Annotated in this window: 16 protein-coding genes; 15 read left to right on the top strand and 1 reads right to left on the bottom strand. The window is 50.1% G+C overall.

Annotated features, from left to right (window positions below; all coding sequences use genetic code 11):
* Nucleotides 1–37 precede the first annotated feature (37 nt).
* The 5 genes from dapA to ACQKPA_RS01875 all read left to right on the top strand — a co-directional run bounded on the left by dapA (nt 38) and on the right by ACQKPA_RS01875 (nt 6,823).
* Nucleotides 38–919 carry a 4-hydroxy-tetrahydrodipicolinate synthase gene (dapA, locus tag ACQKPA_RS01895; RefSeq protein ID WP_427488925.1) on the top strand — a complete coding sequence of 294 codons (882 nt, stop codon included), beginning with the start codon at nt 38–40 and terminating at the stop codon, nt 917–919.
* Between the two features lie 224 nt (nt 920–1,143).
* On the top strand, nt 1,144–2,823 hold the full coding sequence (locus tag ACQKPA_RS01890; protein WP_071220133.1) for a ribonuclease J: 1,680 nt from the start codon (nt 1,144–1,146) through the stop codon (nt 2,821–2,823).
* Between the two features lie 286 nt (nt 2,824–3,109).
* A complete protein-coding gene (locus ACQKPA_RS01885) occupies nt 3,110–3,868 on the top strand; it encodes a ClpP family protease (protein WP_397376667.1) in 759 nt (252 codons plus the stop codon).
* On the top strand, nt 3,865–4,107 hold the full coding sequence (locus ACQKPA_RS01880; RefSeq protein ID WP_427488923.1) for a YlzJ-like family protein: 243 nt from the start codon (nt 3,865–3,867) through the stop codon (nt 4,105–4,107). Before ACQKPA_RS01885 ends, ACQKPA_RS01880 begins: the two co-directional genes overlap by 4 nt.
* 61 nt (nt 4,108–4,168) lie before the next feature.
* The gene (locus ACQKPA_RS01875; RefSeq protein ID WP_427488921.1) at nt 4,169–6,823 is read left to right on the top strand and encodes a DNA translocase FtsK 4TM domain-containing protein; all 2,655 of its coding nucleotides are present in this window, start codon (nt 4,169–4,171) and stop codon (nt 6,821–6,823) included.
* A 77-nt stretch (nt 6,824–6,900) separates the two neighbouring features.
* On the opposite strand, the gene ACQKPA_RS01870 is transcribed toward ACQKPA_RS01875, so the two are convergent.
* A complete protein-coding gene (locus ACQKPA_RS01870) occupies nt 6,901–7,758 on the bottom strand; it encodes an AraC family transcriptional regulator (protein ID WP_427488919.1) in 858 nt (285 codons plus the stop codon).
* 196 nt (nt 7,759–7,954) lie between these two features.
* Between ACQKPA_RS01870 and uxaC the strand changes: the two genes are divergently transcribed.
* The 10 genes from uxaC to ACQKPA_RS01820 all read left to right on the top strand — a co-directional run bounded on the left by uxaC (nt 7,955) and on the right by ACQKPA_RS01820 (nt 19,361).
* A complete protein-coding gene (gene uxaC, locus ACQKPA_RS01865) occupies nt 7,955–9,379 on the top strand; it encodes a glucuronate isomerase (RefSeq protein ID WP_427488917.1) in 1,425 nt (474 codons plus the stop codon).
* A 3-nt stretch (nt 9,380–9,382) separates the two neighbouring features.
* Nucleotides 9,383–10,894, top strand: a complete 1,512-nt coding sequence (locus tag ACQKPA_RS01860) for a tagaturonate reductase (RefSeq protein ID WP_427488915.1) — start codon at nt 9,383–9,385, stop codon at nt 10,892–10,894.
* Complete coding sequence (locus ACQKPA_RS01855; protein ID WP_427488913.1) at nt 10,891–12,405, top strand: UxaA family hydrolase; 1,515 nt, start codon at nt 10,891–10,893, stop codon at nt 12,403–12,405. The genes ACQKPA_RS01860 and ACQKPA_RS01855 overlap by 4 nt, the downstream gene beginning before the upstream one ends.
* Nucleotides 12,406–12,449: 44 nt before the next feature.
* Nucleotides 12,450–13,562, top strand: coding sequence for a glycoside hydrolase family 88/105 protein (locus ACQKPA_RS01850; protein WP_427488911.1), 1,113 nt, complete (start codon nt 12,450–12,452; stop codon nt 13,560–13,562).
* Nucleotides 13,563–13,753: 191 nt separating this feature from the next.
* Nucleotides 13,754–14,566, top strand: coding sequence for a spore cortex-lytic enzyme (sleB, locus tag ACQKPA_RS01845; RefSeq protein ID WP_427488909.1), 813 nt, complete (start codon nt 13,754–13,756; stop codon nt 14,564–14,566).
* A gap of 125 nt (nt 14,567–14,691) precedes the next feature.
* On the top strand, nt 14,692–15,972 hold the full coding sequence (gene yfmF, locus ACQKPA_RS01840; protein WP_427488907.1) for an EF-P 5-aminopentanol modification-associated protein YfmF: 1,281 nt from the start codon (nt 14,692–14,694) through the stop codon (nt 15,970–15,972).
* 3 nt (nt 15,973–15,975) lie between these two features.
* Nucleotides 15,976–17,256, top strand: a complete 1,281-nt coding sequence (gene yfmH / locus ACQKPA_RS01835; RefSeq protein WP_427488905.1) for an EF-P 5-aminopentanol modification-associated protein YfmH — start codon at nt 15,976–15,978, stop codon at nt 17,254–17,256.
* Complete coding sequence (gene ymfI / locus ACQKPA_RS01830) at nt 17,256–18,026, top strand: elongation factor P 5-aminopentanone reductase (protein WP_427490227.1); 771 nt, start codon at nt 17,256–17,258, stop codon at nt 18,024–18,026. Before yfmH ends, ymfI begins: the two co-directional genes overlap by 1 nt.
* A 108-nt stretch (nt 18,027–18,134) precedes the next feature.
* A complete protein-coding gene (locus ACQKPA_RS01825) occupies nt 18,135–18,389 on the top strand; it encodes a DUF3243 domain-containing protein (RefSeq protein ID WP_009589302.1) in 255 nt (84 codons plus the stop codon).
* Between the two features lie 204 nt (nt 18,390–18,593).
* Complete coding sequence (locus ACQKPA_RS01820; protein ID WP_113058682.1) at nt 18,594–19,361, top strand: DUF3388 domain-containing protein; 768 nt, start codon at nt 18,594–18,596, stop codon at nt 19,359–19,361.
* The last annotated feature ends 8 nt before the right edge of the window (nt 19,362–19,369 follow it).

The following is a 19,369-nucleotide window of genomic DNA, read 5'->3' as shown; positions in this document are numbered from 1 at the left end:
GCTTGCCCGTTTGGGACAGCTTTAAGGAGGAATCATTGTGGATTTCGGAAGATTGATTACGGCTATGGTAACCCCATTTGATCAGAATGGCGAGATCAATTGGGACGAGACTGCGAGATTGATTGAGCACCTGATTGTGGAACAGAAGTCGGACTCCCTGGTCATTGCAGGGACGACGGGCGAATCGCCAACGCTTCGCGAAGACGAAAAGCTAGAATTGTTTAAGTTCGCAGTGAAGCAGGCGGATGGACGGAGCAAGATCATAGCAGGTACCGGCAGCAACGATACGGCACATTCTGCAGAATTGACGAAAAAAGCGGAAAGCTGCGGCGTCGACGGTATTTTGCTTGTCGCTCCGTATTATAATAAGCCGAATCAGGAAGGGCTTTACCAGCACTTTAAGGCGATCGCTGAAGCAACTTCCTTGCCTGTTATGCTGTACAACGTACCGGGACGGACGGGCGTCAGCCTAAGCACAGCCACTACCCTGCGTCTGGCTGAAATACCGAACATCGTTGCGACCAAGGAATGTGCTTCGATTGACCAGGTTACGGGCATTGCCGCAGGGGCTCCGGACGGGTTCATCGTATATTCCGGCGACGATTCCGCGGCACTGCCTGCTCTGGCCGTTGGTGCTTATGGAATCGTAAGCGTGGCCAGCCATATCGCCGGTGCCCGTATGAAGGATATGATCCAAGCCTATGTGGAAGGAAACGTGAAGGAAGCTGCCAAGCTGCATCAATCCTTGTTTCCGCTGTTCAAGGGCCTGTTTGAGTGTCCTGACCCGCTTCCGAACCCGGCGGCGGTTAAATTCGCTTTGATTGAGCGGGGCTATCAGGTCGGCGGCGTTCGCCTGCCGCTCGTTTCTCCTAGCGAGAGCGAGGCTGCATTTATCCGTAAGATGCTGTCTTCCTTGTAACCTGCCCACCGACCATACTCAAGCCACTGCCTTCGTCGAAGGCAGTGGCTTTCTTCGTTTTAAACCCTTAGTTTTCTGGGTATCCTATGGCTCACGAAGGTGGTTGACTTGTGTTTTCACTTTTTCATCATGTATAATGAATTCAAGTGACTGGGTGCGGTATTTTTTTGAAATTTAATATAACAATGGTACGACGTCCAAAACTATAGGAGGGTTAGATACATTTGTCTAAGAAAATAAGCAACGATAAACTATCGATTTTTGCCTTGGGCGGCGTCGGTGAGATCGGGAAGAACATGTATGTCATTCAATATGCCAATGACATCGTTGTCGTGGATGCGGGATTGAAGTTCCCAGAAGAAGATATGCTTGGGATTGATATTGTTATTCCTGATATTAGCTATTTAACGGAGAATCGCGACAAAGTGAGAGGGATTTTGCTGACTCACGGTCACGAGGACCATATCGGCGGCCTCCCTTACGTATTGAAACACTTGAATGTTCCTGTATACGGAACGAAATTGACGCTCGGATTGGTGGAAAACAAGCTCAGAGAAGCGAATTTGCTTGGTGAGACGAAGCGGATTCTGATCCATGCGGATTCGGAAGTACAACTCGGAAACACACTGAAAGCGACCTTCTTCAAGACCAATCACAGTATTCCGGATTCCGTAGGGATCTGTATCGAAACACCGGAAGGCAATGTTGTGCATACGGGAGACTTTAAGTTTGACCATACTCCGGTAAATGATCAGTATGCGGATCTGCAGCGTATGGCTGAGATCGGAAGCAAGGGAGTATTGGCTCTTCTGTCAGATAGTACGAACGCAGAGCGACCAGGCTTCACGCCTTCCGAGAAAAACGTGGGCATCGTGCTGGAAGATATTTTCCGCAAGGCCGAGCAGCGGGTGGTTGTTGCAACGTTTGCATCCAATGTGCATCGCATTCAACAGGTTGTCAACGCAGCCGAATCCACAGGGCGCAAAATAACGGTTATCGGAAGAAGCATGGTTAACGTGGTGTCCATTGCCGCTGAGCTTGGATACTTGTACATTCCGGACGGCATGCTGATCGAACCTGAAGAGGTTAACAAAATGGCGGCCGACCGCGTTGTCGTATTGTGTACAGGCAGTCAAGGAGAGCCGATGTCAGCGCTCACACGCATGGCACGTTCCACTCACCGCAAGGTGGATATTCTGCCAGGGGATACGGTTATCATTGCAGCGACACCGGTTCCAGGTAATGAAAAATATGTCGGCCGTACGATTGATGAGTTGTTCCGTCTTGGAGCAGACGTGATTTATAGTGGATCCAACTCGGGTGTCCACGTATCGGGTCACGGCAGCCAGGAAGAACTCAAGCTGATGCTGAATTTGATGAAACCGCAATTTTTCATCCCTGTCCATGGCGAATACCGGATGCAGCGCAGACACGCTCTGCTAGCAGAGTCCGTTGGTGTTGATCCCGATAACATCTTTATTACCGATATCGGTGAAATTGTGGAAATTCAAGGCGGCTCGGCCCGCAAAGCCGGCAAAGTAACCGCTGGCAATGTTCTGATTGACGGACTTGGCGTTGGTGACGTAGGAAACATCGTACTGCGCGATCGCAAGCTTCTGTCCCAGGACGGAATTCTGGTCGTTGTCGTTACCTTGAGCAAGCAAAACGGCTCCATCGTATCCGGTCCTGATATTATTTCGCGTGGATTCGTATACGTACGGGAATCCGAAGGGCTTCTGGATGAAGCCAACCGTATCGTTTCCAGCACGCTTCAGAAGCTGATGAGTGAAAACGTGAACGAATGGGCGTCACTGAAGACCAGCGTAAAAGACGCTTTGGGACGCTTCTTGTATGAACAAACACGTCGCAGACCGATGATCTTGCCGATCATTATGGAAGTCTGATACAAGATAACAACATAAATCAGGCACACAGTCGCCCCTTTTTCGCAGGTAATAATTGGACGGTTCCCGCGAAAGAGGGGCTTTTTATAGGTTGATCCTGAAACTTCTCCTGATTCATTTCGGGAGGAGTTTTTTGTAGTTTCTGCAATGACGACTTCTTGCTGAATGCATCGGATGAGCATAAAATAGTCCCGTCATTTGCCATACTAAGGTTTAGCTATGTGTTGGTTGCAGCAGCTAGACATTAAGATAAAGGCAGGGATGCGCAGTGGACAACGATCAATGGATGACCGGCAGCAGAAAAGGAGAATGGACTGGTGAGACGGAGGCTCCTCAGGTCATCCCCACCGAGGAAGCCAAGAAAGCGGCCGTTACGGAAACCATACAGCAGCTGGGACAGACGGGACTTCCGACCGGCGGGGAATCGAACGTATTTTGCATGACGATAATTGGACAAATCGAGGGCCATATCGTGCTGCCGCCGCAAAATAAAACGACCAAATACGAGCATATGATTCCACAGCTCGTGGCAGCTGAACAAAACCCGCGGATCGAAGGACTCTTGATCATTCTCAATACCGTTGGCGGTGACGTGGAAGCCGGACTTGCCATAGCCGAGATGATTGCATCGCTCAGCAAACCGACCGTAACGGTAGTCATTGGAGGCGGGCATAGTATCGGCGTCCCGATCGCTGTAGCAGCAGACCACTCGATCATCGCGGAGAGCGCGACGATGACCATTCATCCGATCCGGATGAGCGGGTTAGTCATTGGCGTGCCGCAAACCTTTGAATACATGGAGAAAATGCAGGAGCGGGTTGTGCGTTTTGTTACGAGCCATTCGAGGATAACAGAGGAACAGTTTAAGGATCTGATGTTTAAAACCGGTGAATTGAACAGGGATATCGGTACTGCGGTTTCGGGTACAGACGCCGTCAAATATGGCCTCATGAACGAAGTGGGGGGAATCGGGCAGGCATTAAGCCGGTTGAACAGTATGATTGCAGAACGTAAAACGATAAGCCCTGGGGGGATAACGCAATGATATGGTACAGCGTCATGCCTTTGGATCCGACCGGGCTGCTGCAAGGAGAGCCGGCAGCCGTTACGTCCAGGGAAATTCGGGTTGAAGGAATACTGATGGAAGTTGAACCGATAGCAGAGGATCAGGCGAAAATTGTCCGTTTACTCGACTGCGGTCTTCAAGATTACTTGAATCCACGCTATTCTCCCGGGGCAATGATTCGCTATATTCCGACGGTAGAAAATGAGGCTAAAGGCTGAAAACAGAACATAGGTACGCCACCGAATATTATGCTATAATATGGATTCGGGGGTGACACTTTTGGCAAAACGGAAAAGAAAGAAGAAGGCAGCCTTTGCAGCCGTTTTGAAGTATGAAATTTATGGGATTGTATTGATGACACTTTCGGTCATTGCATTATCCGGAGAAGCACCGGTGGGGCGTTCCCTGTCCAAGATGTCGGGATATCTGCTGGGCAAGTATTATTTTATCATCCCCCTAATCGGCATTTATTACGGGTTAATGGTGATGATTCACCGGAAATGGCCCAAACGCTGGAACAGCAGACGCACCGGTGTCCTTCTCTTGGTGTTATCGCTCACTTTAATGAGCAGTATTGCAGGTTTGGAGTCGAAGCTGGCCCCGATTGGACAATTGAATGCGTCAAATGCGATGAGCCAGATACATAGTGATTTGCAAGGCGAGCTCCTTCATGCCGGGGCAGATGATGGACATCATCCCGTCATGGGCAGAGACATCAGCGGCGGTTACATTGGAGCACTGCAGTTTGCCTTTCTGTTAATGTTGTTTGGCAGCATAGGGGCGAAGTTGATTGTGATTGTCATGTTGGTTATCAGCTTCATGCTGATCACCAACCTGTCCTATGTTGATTTAATGCGGATGTTCCGCGTGAGGGTTGTAAAGGCCGGAGAACGGATTCAGAAAAAAGTGAACAGCCAGCAGACCAAATCAAGAGCGGCAGCAAAATCAAGCGCGAAGGAACAACGTATGCAGCTGCCGGAGGATTTGGATGAGGATGATGATCTGGATGATATGGAGGGCATGAGGTTGCCGCGCCGTAAAGCGCCGCAATTCTTCCAGCTGTTCGGTTCCAAAGGGAGCAAACGGGACGAAGCAGTAGAAGAGGCCCGGGATGCTGCGGATGAGGCGTCTCCGGTATTTACGGTTGGTAACGGACATGGTGCTAAGGAGAAAGAGGAGGTCGTCCTGTTCAACAGTCCGGTTCAACCTGAGGAAGAAGCGAACGTGATCTCTCCTGCAGCTGAATCCGTGCCTTCATCGCCGATTATTCGCGATTTCTTCGAACAAGTGAAACAAGAAGGGCGCCTGGATGACGAGTACGATGATCACGAAACCGTGATACCTCCGTTGCAAGAGGAATCTCCTGGGGACACCGCAGCGAGTCCTGAGCCCATCGCTGGCAGCCTTGAAACTTTAAATGGCGAGTTGAGTGGAGCTATACCTGCTACTACGGATAACGGAGGGCATGAGGGAACAGCACCGGCAGCGCCGCCGGCTCCCCCGCCCAAGCCGTACAAGCTGCCTCCATTCCGGCTGCTATCCAAACCCAATAACGGCGGTAAGGGTGGAGACCAGAACGATTATATGCAGACAGCGCGCAAGCTGGAAGCGACGCTGGAAAGTTTCGGCGTTCGGGCCAAGGTGCTGGAGGTTGTTCGGGGGCCGTCGGTAACCCGCTATGAAATTCAGCCGGACATCGGGGTTAAGGTCAGCCGGATTGTCAATCTGACCGATGATATTGCACTAGCGCTTGCGGCCAAGGATATCCGGATGGAAGCGCCGATTCCCGGCAAATCAGCCATCGGGATCGAAGTGCCGAACAACGAAGTTTCACTAGTTACGATGAGAGAGGTTATGGAGACGCCGACGTTCCAGGACGCGGAATCGAAGCTTTCGATTGCATTTGGCCGTGATATTTCAGGCCAGACCATTGTCGGTAACTTGGCGCGGATGCCCCATCTTCTTGTTGCAGGTGCAACGGGTTCGGGTAAATCCGTATGTATCAACGGCATTATTACCAGCATTCTGTATAAAGCGAAGCCGGATGAGGTTAAATTCCTGATGGTCGATCCGAAGATGGTCGAGCTCAATGTTTACAACGGGATTCCGCATTTGATGGCACCGGTGGTAACCGATCCGAAGCGGGCATCCTTGGCACTTAAGAAAATCGTAGTCGAGATGGAGAAGCGGTATGAGCTGTTCTCCAAATCCGGGACGCGAAATATTGAGGGCTACAACAATCTGATGAAGGATAATTTGCCGGCAGTGTTGCCGTATATCGTTGTTATCGTGGACGAGCTGGCCGATTTGATGATGGTTGCAGCCAACGATGTGGAAGACGCGATCACGCGACTGGCCCAGATGGCCCGTGCTGCGGGGATCCACTTGATCATCGCGACGCAGCGTCCGTCAGTCGACGTTATTACCGGGGTCATTAAAGCGAACATTCCGTCGCGCATTGCCTTTGGCGTGTCATCGCAGGTCGATTCCCGAACGATTCTGGATATGGCCGGGGCGGAGAAGCTGCTCGGCCGCGGGGATATGCTGTTTATGCCGATGGGCTCCTCCAAGCCGATCCGGGTCCAGGGTGCTTTCATGAGTGATCATGAGGTCGAGAATATCGTGGATTTTGTCCGGGATCAAGGACAGGCGGAGTATGACGAGTCGTTGGTGCCTGAGATAGAGGAATCCGCCGGCGCAGACGAAGAAGAATTGGATGAGCTGTATGAGCAGGCGGTGACTATCGTATTGGAAGCTAAGCAAGCGTCCGTATCGCTGCTGCAGCGGAGAATGCGCGTAGGTTATACCCGTGCAGCACGTCTCATCGATTCGATGGAGGCTCGCGGGGTTATCGGACCTTATGAGGGAAGCAAACCGCGGGAAGTGCTGATGTCCATGGAGCAATATCAGCAACAGCAGAATCGAATCAGTTAAGGGAGCCGATCCCGCAACTTCAAACAAAGGAAGCGAACAACCAGACTGTTGGGTTGATCGCTTCCTTTTTTGTTGGTTCACGTGGTGCTATTCATTTTGCGGTATTTGCTTGCCGTCAGTTTCATAATTTTCTTAAAGGTTCGGTCAAAATGCGTCAGGCTTTCAAAGCCGATGGATTCGGCGATGTCCACGATTTTCAGGTCCGTATCCGTTAGAAGGCGCTGCGCTTCGCGAATACGGGTGAGGTTCAAATAATTAATGATCGTAAAGCCCGTAATTTCTTTGAATATCCGGGACAGGTAGAACGGGCTGATGTAGAAGGTTTCGGCTAATAGCTGCAGCGTGATTTTGTCTGCATAATGGACGTGAATATACTTAACGACGTCCGTGATTTTCTGATGGAGCGGATTCATGGAAGTGTGAGCAGGCAGCGAGGCGGAATGGGTTAACCGAGAGGTTTTAATGAGTAACTCCGTAAGCAGCACCTGCAGCATATACTCGTACGAAGCCGATCTTTCTCGGATTTCATCGGCCATTTTATTCAAAATTTGCATGATGATTGCTTGCTCTGGAACGGTTAAACGCAGCAGTGGTCTATCCTGATTAAACATGCTCAGCAATCCGGATGCCAGCAAGGGATGGCCTCCCAGAAAAGAATCGCTAAAATTAATGACGATACGTTCATGCTCCGGATCGCCTTGTCCCGAGGTTTTATGAACGTCAAATTTATTGATGAGAATGAGGTCTCCCGCCTGGATGGTATACAATTTTTCTTTTATAAAATAATGACGCTCGCCTGTAACCAAATAGTAGATTTCATAGGTTCCGTGATAATGGTTATTTCGTTCAAAGGGCTTTGTGCGATGAATGCGATGGTAGTAAAATTCCCCTTCTTCTTCCCCGTAGGTTACGGTATGGGTATTGCTGGATATCATAATCTGCCCCCGCTTCGTTTCAATTCATTCATGATCAGGCTTATTCTAATACTTCAGTTATATTGTACCAACTTCTATTAAGCAAAACAAAGCAAGATATGTTGAATGAGTCTTCAATTTCGCAATAAAAGTGAAGAAATCCAACTGATGATGCTGTAGCATAGTAGGTAAATCTACAGAAATGGACGGTGTTATCATGAGACCTTTTATGGATGAACATTTTTTGCTCAATAACGAGACTGCACGCACCTTATACCATGATTATGCAAAAGACATGCCAATCATCGACTACCACTGTCATCTGAGTCCGCAGATGATCGTTGACAATCACAGGTTTGAGAACTTGACCGAAGCGTGGATTAACGGCGATCACTACAAATGGCGGGCCATGCGAGCCGCTGGAGTAGAAGAGGCATACATCACGGGCGGCCCGGGTGTGAGTGATTATGATCGCTTCTTGGCTTGGACGCGCACCGTTCCGATGACGATTGGCAATCCATTATTCCATTGGTCTCATCTGGAGCTGCAAAGACTATTCGGCATTCAGGATATCATTAATGAACAGAATGCTCCGCAGATATGGGAAGCAGCAAACAAGCGACTGCAGGATAATGATTTGACCACACGGGGATTGATCGTTTCAAGCCGCGTGAAGGTGGTCTGCACGACCGATGATCCGACGGATAGCTTGGAATATCACATCAAGCTGGCGGAGGAAGGCGATGCCGGTTTTCAGATGCTTCCGTCATTCCGTCCGGACAAGGGACTGGAGATTAACCGGGAGACGTTCCTTCCGTGGGTGAAATTGTTGGCGGGCCGAAGCCGGATGGAGATTACGGAGTATTCGGCATTCCTGAAGGCACTTGAGCAGCGGGCAGAGTTTTTCCATTCGGTTGGCGGTCGGGTATCCGATCATGCGCTGGATTACGTGCCCTATCAAGAGGTTACCGAGACCCAAGCGGCTGACATCTTCCTGAAAGCGCTTAATGGGGAGCGGGTTTCCCGTCAGGAAGAGGATCAATTCAAAACGTATACGCTGCTTTTTCTGGGCCAAATCTACGCAAGACTCGGCTGGGTCATGCAATTTCATATTAACGCCCAGCGTAACAATAACACCCGGATGTTCCGACAATTGGGTCCGGATACCGGTTATGATTCCATTCACGATAGTCCAATCGCGGTACCGCTTGTAAAGCTGATGGATCGGCTCGATCAAGAGCGGTCACTTCCACGAACGATTCTTTATTCGCTTAACCCAAGCGATAACGATATTCTCGCAGCACTTATCGGCAGTTTTCAAGGCGACGGTATTCCGGGCAAAATTCAGTTCGGTTCTGCGTGGTGGTTCAACGATACCAAAGACGGTATGGTCGACCAGATGAGCAAACTCGGCAATATGGGATTATTAAGCCGATTTGTCGGCATGCTGACCGACTCCAGAAGTTTCTTGTCTTACACCCGTCATGAGTATTTCCGGCGGATTCTTTGCAATCTCCTCGGAGAGTGGGTTACACGGGGAGAAGCACCGAATGATCTTCCATGGCTCGGGGGAATCGTCCAGGATATTTGTTACAACAACGCCGAGAGCTATTTTCGATTTGGCCGGACGGAAGGGAGATAAGAAATGGATACGAAGACAGATCGTGGCCGGGCATTGAGGTTGGTAGGACGCGATTCTTTACAAATACAACAGCGGCATGACCTGGATATGTTGAGCCTTCCCGTTAAAGTGCTGCAAATAGGCGAGGGCAATTTTCTAAGAGGGTTCTTTGACTGGATGATATATGAATGCAACCGGCAGGGTCTGTTCCAAGGGAGCGTAGCCGTCAGTCAGCCAAGACCTGGGGGAGCACGCAAGCTGGAGCAGCTTCGGGAGCAGGAAGGGATTTACGGCTTGCTGACCCGAGGCCTGCAGGATGGCCGGAAGATCGAGGAGGAGTTATGGATCCCGGTGTTCTCGGAGATGATTGACCCCTATGCGGAATGGGAGCATTTCTTGAGTGTGGCCGAGCTGGATTCCCTGGAGATCATAGTCTCCAATACAACGGAAGCGGGTCTCGTATATCAGCTTAGTGACTGGAATCCGTCGGAAACGCCGATGTCATTCCCCGCTAAGCTGACCATGCTTTTATATCGGCGTTATGAGCGTTATGAAGGCTCGCCTGACAAGGGCCTGTTGATCCTCCCATGCGAGCTGCTGGAACGAAACGGGGATATCTTGCGATCGATTGTGCTGCGGCATGCGGAGGATTGGGGACTTTCGTCGGCTTTTCGGAGCTGGATTGAGGAATGCAACCTGTTTCTGAACTCGCTTGTGGACCGGATCGTAACCGGATATCCGGAAGAGGCCGAGCGCTATTTTGACAAATGGGGTTATGAAGACCGATTGTTGAACACGGCGGAGCCCTATTATTTCTGGGCTATTGAGGGCGACCCCTCTTTGGAGTCCAGGCTGCCCCTGCAGTCGGCGGGTCTTCAGGTAAACTGGGTGCCCGATCTGACCCCGTACCAGGTAAGAAAAGTAAGAATCTTGAATGGAACGCATACGCTGATGGCTTCCATCGGCATGCTTCACGGTTTCACTGAAGTAAGAGAAATCGCAGAGAGCTTGGAATGGGGAGAAGATATTCGCAGCGCAATGCTGCAAGAGATCGTCCCCTTGGTGCCTCTCCCGCCGGAAGAGGTTACGGCTTATGCAGAAACGGTGTGGGAGCGATTCCGCAATCCTTTTCTTCGGCATAAGCTCCAGGATATTGCCATGAACAGCATCTCCAAATTCAAGGTGAGACTTTTGCCAAGCTTAAAGGAATATGCCAGTTCGCACAATACGCCCCCAAGCCTCATAACTCGGGGATTGGCCTCTTTGATCCGTCTGTATCATGCCAAACAAGTAGAAGAGCAGTGGTACGGAACGTGTCTTGATGGTGAACGGATGCTGTTAAGAGATGATCCGGACAGTCTGATGACATTCTATCAAGCGTGGCAAAAGGTAGAAGACGGGGAATGGAGTATACGTCAGCTTGTGGCATCCATTCTTGGCGATCAGGCTTTATGGGGCGAGGATTTGAACCGGATATCCAATCTTCATGAAGCGGTAAGCCGTTATATCGAAGAAATGGAGCTGATCGAGGCATGAGCGACATCGTCATACTTCATCACAAGGACGATGTCGGTATCGCGCTTCGTCCTTTGTCGGCAGGAGAACATGCCATCGGGCTTCTGAACGGGAAGGAGCATGCCATCGAGGTAACCGAGAATGTGCCAAAAGGTCACAAGGTAGCTCTTCGATTGATAGAGCCGGGCAGCCATGTTTTGAAATTCGGTTATTCGATCGGATTGGCGAAGGAAGTCATTTTGCCGGGGAGATGGATCCATACCCACAATTTGAAAACCGGACTGTCCGGTGAAGTGGAATATCATTATAAGCCTGGTGCAGAAGCAGCGGCTCAGGAATCACCGACGGTTATGGAGTCCCCAACGTTCCAGGGGTATATCAGACCCAGCGGTCAGGTTGGGATCCGCAACGAAATTTGGATCATCAACACCGTCGGCTGCATTAACAAAACCTGCGAGCTGTTAGCGCGCATGGCTGGCCAGCAGTTCCAGGGGAGAGGCATTGATGGGGTTTATCACTTTCCGCATCCCTACGGCTGCTCGCAGCTTGGAGATGATCTAAGCCATACCCAGCGTCTGCTCTCGTCCCTGGCCCAGCATGGCAATGCGGCAGGCGTGCTTATTATCGGGCTCGGCTGCGAGAACAACCAGATCGATCAAATGCAGGCAATGATTGGCGAGCAGGACGGAAAACGAATCCAATATATGCGTGCTCAGGACATGGAGGATGAATTGGAGGAGGGGTTGTCCCTCATCTCGGAGCTCGTGGAATATGCCGAGACTTTCAAACGGACTGCGGTTCCTCTGTCCAAGCTGAAGATCGGACTGAAATGCGGCGGGTCGGACGGTCTGTCGGGCATTACAGCCAATCCGCTGGCGGGCCGTATTGCGGATACCATCACCGCTCACGGTGGTACTGCTCTTCTGACAGAGGTGCCGGAGATGTTCGGAGCCGAAACGATCCTGATGGACCGGGCCGCCGATGAGCAGGTGTTCCAGGATATTACGTTGCTCATTAACAATTTCAAGCAATATTTCGTATCGCACGGACAGGAAATCTATGAAAATCCTTCTCCCGGTAATAAAGACGGCGGCATCACAACCCTGGAGGAGAAATCGCTGGGGTGTACTCAAAAAGGGGGAAACGCCACCGTATCAGATGTACTCCGTTACGGCGTAAGATCAACGAAGCCGGGGTTAAACCTGATCGAGGCGCCAGGCAACGACCTTGTATCGGTTACGGCCCTGGCTGCAGCGGGGGCTCATCTCGTGCTGTTCACGACGGGGAGAGGGACGCCGTTTGGTGGTCCGGTTCCCACCGTCAAAATCGCCACCAATTCCGAACTGGCCGCTCGTAAAAAGCATTGGATTGATTTTAATGCAGGCGCTTTGCTGGAAGGTAAAACCATGGATGAGCTTCATGAGGAACTCATGGATCGTATCGTCCAATTAGCCTCGGGCGTTGAACAGACGAGAAATGAACGCAATGGCTTCCGGGAAATATCCATTTTTAAGGATGGCGTCATTTTATAGCGTGAGCTGTTGGAACATGATTTTTAAAAAGAGGAGGAGCCTATATGTCCAATCCCATTCAGCAGCAAGAACAGTTGACCTTGTCACCCCTAGAGCTCGGCACCAAGGCTTGCCAATCGATCATGGAAATGTATTCGCCGGAGCAGCTGCCGCCCGCAGGACGGTGGCATTACCACCAGGGTGTATTTCTGGTTGGAATGTCTCAATTATGGAAATTTAGCGGTGAATCAAAGTTTTTGGATTACGTTAAGGGTTATGTCGATCATCTGGTGGATTCCAACGGGAATCTGCTGCTGGAGCGGGGGGAGCTGGATTCCGTTCAAGCGGGCCTGCTCCTGATGGAGCTGGATGCTGTATGTCCCGAACATCGGTACAGGGCTGCCGCGGATAAACTGCTCCGTCTGTTATCTACCTTAAATCGGACCACGGATGGAGGATACTGGCATAAGGATCGCTACCCTTACCAGATGTGGCTGGACGGCTTGTATATGGGTGGCGTGTTCACGATGAAATATGCCCAGCAGTATAATAAACCGCATTTATTTGATGAAGTGCTGTTCCAGGAGAGGCTGATGCGCTCCCATACCAAGGATCAGGCAACCGGGTTATTTTATCACGCCTGGGACGAGAGCAGGACGATGCCTTGGGCTGATCCGGTTAGCGGGCAATCTCCGGAATTTTGGGGGCGCGCATTAGGCTGGTATGCGCTGTCGATTGTGGAGTTCCTTGATTTACTGCCTGAGGATCATCCGGCGAGGGAAGAGCTGGCTGTTGTGCTCCGTGAATTAAGTGAGGCGCTGGTTCGTTATCAGGATCCGCTTACCGGGCTGTGGTATCAAGTTCTAGATAAAGGGGACCGTGAGGACAATTGGCTGGAAACCTCTAGCTCTAGTCTCTTCATATATACCTTGGCCAAAGGGATTCGACTCGGTTATCTGGATTCATCCTTGATCTCCCATGCTAGACATGGATATAACGGCCTGGCTCAATCCGTATATGTGGATGGTCAGGGACATCTGGTCATGCCCAAGATCTGTATCGGTACAGGTGTCGGCGATTATAAGCATTATGTGGAAAGGCAGCAATGCGAGAATGACCTCCATGGTGTTGGGGCGTTGGTCATGGCGTGCGTAGAGCTTGGCAGGATATATGGATAAATCCGTGGATGAGCGTTAAATCTATTCCGAATATCAATGAGCTGTTCCTCTGAGGAACAGCTCTCTTTGTGCTGCGATGATGTGCTGTCTTCGTTCAGTCCTCTCGGGAACAGGTGCATAGGAAACTGGCAGGCTTGTCATAATAACGGTAGCGAGGCTTGTTAAACCACAAGAGAAAGGTAGAGCGCAGCATGAAAAACTCAAGAATCTGGATTCTAATAAGCATTGCGATTCTGTTGTCTGCCGTTGTCTTCGCTCAGGGAGGCCTGGAAACAGATCATTCGAATCTTCAGGAAGCTTTGCCAACCTTTAGCCAGCAGACCATCAAATTTGGTTCTACCGGCGAAGATGTGTATGAGCTGCAAGGCCGTCTGAAACACCTGGGCTTTTATCACGGGAAAATTGACAGCGTATTTGGCTCCAAAACCCAAGGAGCCGTTAAATGGTTCCAATCGGAGTTTGGCATGAAGGTAGACGGTATCGTAGGACCGAAGGTCAAGCTTAAACTGTATAATGCAACCAAGGATTTCCGTCCGACCGCTCCGAAGGCTCATGAAGGTGGAGGCGGTGCAGCGGCTGGTGGAGGTGGCGGTTCAGCAAACAATGAAAGTGGCAATAACAACTTAGCCTCATCTGATTCAATGGGCCTTTCAGAGAACGATTTGAGAATCATGGCGAATGCCGTATATGGCGAAGCTCGAGGAGAGCCGTTCGAAGGCCAGGTTGCCGTAGCGGCGGTTATTCTCAACCGGGTAAAATCACCAAGCTTCCCGAATACGCCGCATGGGGTTATATTTGAGCCGAGAGCCTTTACCGCGGTAGCCGACGGTCAAATATGGCTTGAACCGAACGAGCAGGCGAAGAAAGCAGTACAGCAGGCGCTGAGCGGCTGGGATCCGACAGGAGGCTGCCTGTACTATTTCAATCCGAAAACGGCCACCTCGCCATGGATTTGGACCCGCCCTCAAGTCAAAACCATCGGTCAACATATATTCTGTATGTAAGCCGTAAACAACAGCAACCGGGGCCTGTCTTCGGTTGCTTCTTCACTTTGCAATGGGTTAGAATGAAAGTTATCTATGAAGTAAATTTTGGCAACGACAATCCATGATGTAAGGGGATATGGACCTTGACGAAAACGGAATTTGAACACGGTACAGTCGGAGGAATTCGGATTCACGTATTACCGACCAACCGATTCAAGACATTTGCGATATCGCTTTACGCCGGAAGTCCGTTAGCAGAAGAAACCGTGACCTCGACCGCGCTTACACCTTTTGTGCTGCGCAGAGGGACGTTTTCCTATCCGGAAACGCGAGCTTTCCGAGAACAGCTGGAGCAGCTGTACGGCGCTGGATTTGGATTTGATGTGTATAAGCGCGGCGATTATCAGATCGTGCACTTTCGCATGGATACGATCAATGACTCTTTTGTTAAGAGTCCGGAGAGCCTGCTGCGCTCTTCATTTGCTTTTTTGGGCGAAGCTTTCACCCAGCCCGTGTTAGAGAATGGAGCATTCCGCAAATCTTATGTACAGACCGAGAGAGACACGGTTCGCAAGAAGCTGGAGTCCATCGTCAATGATAAGATTCGTTACGCTGCGGAGCGCTGCATCGAGGTTATGTGCAAGAACGAACCGTATCGGCTGCATCCGTTAGGAGAACGGAAGGATCTTGACGGTATCACGCCGGAAGGCTTGTATGAGTCCTATCAGAACTGGCTTAATGAATCCGTTCTGGATCTGTATGTGGTTGGCGATACGAGTTTGGATGAGGTGAAGAAGCTCGTAGAGGAGCATTTTAAACTGAACAGAACAGCAAGCAAGGATTATGTTCCTTCCTCCACGCGAACGGCAGCGAGCGGGACGCAGACGGTCGTGGAGAAGCTGGACATTAATCAAGGCAAGCTCAACATGGGTCTGAGAAGCACCATTACTTACGGAGATGATGAGTATGCCGCCGCTCTTTTGTATAACGGGATTTTGGGCGGTTACCCGCATTCAAAGCTGTTCGTTAACGTGAGGGAGAAGGAAAGCCTGGCGTATTACGCGTCGTCCCGATATGACAGCCATAAAGGAATTGCAACCATCCAGTCCGGCATCGAGGTTCAAAATTTCGAGAAGGCTGTCAAAATTATTCAACAGCAGCTCGATGACATGGCCAAGGGTGCCATTACGGATATCGAAATGACCCAAACGAAAGCCATGATCCGCAACGTCATTAAGGAAATGCAGGATTCGGCCTTTGAGATGATTGCGTATGATTTCAACCGCACGCTGTCGGGCCGGGAACGTACGCCGGATGAGCTGCTGCAGCAGGTGGAAGGCATTACAGTGGATGATGTGAAGCAAGCGGCTTCGGCATTTTCGCTGGATACGATCTATTTCCTGAAAGGTCAAAAGGAGGAATAGCCGGTGGAGAGCATTCATTATGACAACCTGCAGGAAACGCTGTATTACGAAGTGATGGATAACGGTCTGCACGTGTATGTGCTGCCTAAACCCGGCTTCCAGAAAACCTATGCGACCTTTGCAACCAAATATGGTTCGGTGGATAACCATTTCAAGGTTGAAGGCGAGTCCGAAACTCGCGTTCCTGATGGCATTGCGCATTTTCTTGAGCACAAAATGTTTGAGGAGCCGGAAGGCGATATTTTTGCCAAGTTTGCCTCGAACGGCGCCTCGGCGAATGCCTTTACCAGTTTTGACCAAACGGTGTATCTTTTTTCTGCCACGGAGAACATCCATGAAAATTTGGAGACGCTGATCAATTTCGTGCAGAATCCTTACTTTACCGATCAGAACGTAGAGAAGGAAAAGGGGATTATCGGGCAGGAAATCAACATGTATCAGGACAATCCGGACTGGCGCGTATACTTCGGTCTTATCGAAGCGATGTACAAGGTGCACCCGGTGCACATCGATATTGCCGGTACGGTGGAATCCATCGGAACGATTACGAAGGAAGATCTGTACACGTGCTACAATGCCTTTTATCATCCGAGCAACATGCTGCTGTTCGTGGTGGGCGGCGTAGATCCTGTTGAAACGATGAACCTGATCCGTTCGAATCAAGCCGGGAAATCGTATGAGAAGCAAGGCTCCATCGAGCGTTTATTCGATCCGGAGCCGCAGGGAGTTGAAGAGAAGCGGCGAGAGAGCCGGCTGGCCGTATCGCTGCCGAAATGCCTGTTCGGCTTCAAGGAGAAGCAGGTCGGTTTAACGGCCGAGGAGCAGCTGCACCGAGATTTGACGACGAAGCTGATGATGGACCTCCTGTTCGGATCCAGTACGGAATTGTATCAGCAGCTGTATGACGAGGATTTGATATCCGACAGCTTCGGCCATGAATATAACAGCTCACCCCAGTATGCGTTCTCTGCGGTTGGCGGAGATACGAAGGATCCGGACCAACTTCTGGCGCGCATCCGCACTGAGGTGGATAAGCTAAAGGCAACCGGATTTCAGGCATCCGACTTTGAACGTGCCCGCAAGAAGAAAATGGGCGGATACTTGCGCATGCTTAATTCCCCTGAAAATATTGCTCATGAATTCACTCGCTATCAGTTCCGCGGGGCCGATTTCTTCAAGGTTCTACCGGTTTATGAATCCATTACCATAGATGATGTAAACCGCCGTCTGCAGGAGCATATCGATTGGGATCAATTGGCCGTATCGATCGTTGTGAGTCCGTAATGAAGCAAGACATGGGAAGAGAATTGAAACCGATCGGGGAAATGACGGTACTGATCACGGGTGCCAGCAGAGGTATTGGAGCGGCTGTTGCCGAGCGTTTTGCTTCGGTACGCATGAATGTGGTTATCCATTACATGAATTCGCATGAAGCGGCCAATGAAGTTGCCCGCCGCTGTATGGCCTATGGTGCTAAGGTATTAACCGTATCCGCGGACCTTCGCGACAAAGAGCAAATATTGCGCATGAAAGAGAAGCTTCAGAGTCATGATATGGAGCCAGATATCCTGGTAAACAACGCCGGGGTATCCCATTACGGGCTTCTGTCTGACGTGACGGAAGAAGAGTGGGACACTTTGATGTCCATTAACCTGAGAGGGATGTTTCTGTGTTCCCAGGCGTTTATGGGACGTATGATCTCCCAGCGATTTGGCAGGATCATCAATGTGTCCTCGATCTGGGGATTATCGGGTGCCTCCTGCGAGGTATTGTATTCAACAAGCAAGGGCGGCGTTAACGCCTTTACGAAGGCCCTTGCGAAGGAGCTTGCCCCATCAGGCGTGACGGTGAACGCCGTTGCGCCCGGCGCGGTCGATACGTCCATGCTGGGGCATCTGGAATCGGATGAGATCCGCATGCTGGAGGATGAAATTCCGGTCGGCAGATTGGCGCAGCCGGATGAGATTTCATCACTGGTGTATTTTCTGGCGCTGCCCGAGTCGAGCTACATTACCGGGCAGGTGATCAGCCCGAATGGCGGTTGGGTGACCTGATCGTCATTCGTGGTGCAATTCACCACTCATAAGGTATTGGTTACGGGGACATATTACTATTGTTACTTTAAATCTGAATTGCCACCATGCAAAAGGAGGATTTAATTCATGTCATCCGTAATCAAAAACTTTGATTCCTGGAAGAAATTCCTGGGCGAGCGCGTCGTTCAAGCCGAGAAAGCGGGTATGAGTGAAGACACCATTTCTCAGCTGGCTTATGAGATCGGTGATTTCCTCGATGAGAAGGTTGATCCGCAAAACTCATCCAACCGGGCACTGAAAGAATTGTGGGATGTAGGTAACGAGGAAGAACGCCACGTTATCGCGCGTCTGATGGTGAAACTGGCCAAGAACAACGCATAACCCTCTTGCAAAAAGCCCCCCGCGAACGGGGGCTTTTTGTCAAGAAAAAAGAATGTAATTTTCATGTCATCGTTAATACTTGCCTTTCATTTTTATTTTATATATCATTAACGTGACCCATTTTTCATTTGACCTGTTTTTGCGTGCAATTTTCGCTGGAATTTGTCGAATATTGATGGAAAAGAAGTGCAAAGAGGTGTCTTTGTGGAATCGAATCAATGGTACATGGAATACAAGATACATAAGAACCGGCCTGGTTTGCTCGGCGATATTGCATCCGTGTTAGGTATGCTCGAAGTAAACATACTGACCATTAACGGCGTTGAAGGCCAAACTCGCGGAATGCTGCTGGAAACGGATGATGAAGAAAAAATTATCCTGATGGGCAAAATGTTAAACAAAATGAAAAATATTACGGTAACAGCCTTGAGACCCCCGAAACTGGTCGATATTTTGGCTGTCCGACATGGACGATATATTGACCGGGACTCGGATGATCGTAAAACGTTCCGTTTTACGCGTGATGAGCTCGGTTTACTTGTTGATTTTTTGGGTGAATTGTTCAAAAGGGAGGGTAATCAAGTTATCGGTCTTCGCGGAATGCCCCGCGTCGGCAAAACCGAGTCCATTATCGCCGGCAGCGTCTGCGCGATGAAGCGCTGGACCTTTGTTTCTTCTACGCTGCTCCGTCAAACCATTCGCAGTCAACTCTCCGAGGACGAGATGAATTCGAACAATGTTTTTATCATTGACGGCATTGTGAGCACGATTCGATCCAACGAACGTCACTATCAGCTCCTGCAGGATATCATGGGAATGGAGAGCACGAAGGTGATCGAGCATCCGGATATTTTTGTTCGCGAATCCGAATATTCCTATGAGGATTTTGACATTATAATCGAATTGCGAAACAATCCGGAAGAGGAAATCGTTTATGATACGTTCACGGGCTCTTATAGTGACGATTTATAATATTGTTT

The organism is Paenibacillus sp. NPDC093718 (assembly GCF_050279985.1).
GTDB lineage: Bacteria > Bacillota > Bacilli > Paenibacillales > Paenibacillaceae > Paenibacillus_AQ.
This window is presented reverse-complemented; position numbering and strand designations above follow the sequence as displayed.

Bases quoted from the DNA above. Each gene is read 5' to 3' on its own strand.
- ACQKPA_RS01885 (WP_397376667.1), top strand. From the start codon at position 3,110: ATGACCGGCAGCAGAAAAGGAGAATGGACTGGTGAGACGGAGGCTCCT.
- ACQKPA_RS01880 (WP_427488923.1), top strand. From the start codon at position 3,865: ATGATATGGTACAGCGTCATGCCTTTGGATCCGACCGGGCTGCTGCAA.
- ACQKPA_RS01870 (WP_427488919.1), bottom strand. From the start codon at position 7,758: ATGATATCCAGCAATACCCATACCGTAACCTACGGGGAAGAAGAAGGG.
- uxaC (WP_427488917.1), top strand. From the start codon at position 7,955: ATGAGACCTTTTATGGATGAACATTTTTTGCTCAATAACGAGACTGCA.
- ACQKPA_RS01860 (WP_427488915.1), top strand. From the start codon at position 9,383: ATGGATACGAAGACAGATCGTGGCCGGGCATTGAGGTTGGTAGGACGC.
- ACQKPA_RS01855 (WP_427488913.1), top strand. From the start codon at position 10,891: ATGAGCGACATCGTCATACTTCATCACAAGGACGATGTCGGTATCGCG.
- ACQKPA_RS01850 (WP_427488911.1), top strand. From the start codon at position 12,450: ATGTCCAATCCCATTCAGCAGCAAGAACAGTTGACCTTGTCACCCCTA.
- sleB (WP_427488909.1), top strand. From the start codon at position 13,754: ATGAAAAACTCAAGAATCTGGATTCTAATAAGCATTGCGATTCTGTTG.
- ymfI (WP_427490227.1), top strand. From the start codon at position 17,256: ATGAAGCAAGACATGGGAAGAGAATTGAAACCGATCGGGGAAATGACG.
- ACQKPA_RS01825 (WP_009589302.1), top strand. From the start codon at position 18,135: ATGTCATCCGTAATCAAAAACTTTGATTCCTGGAAGAAATTCCTGGGC.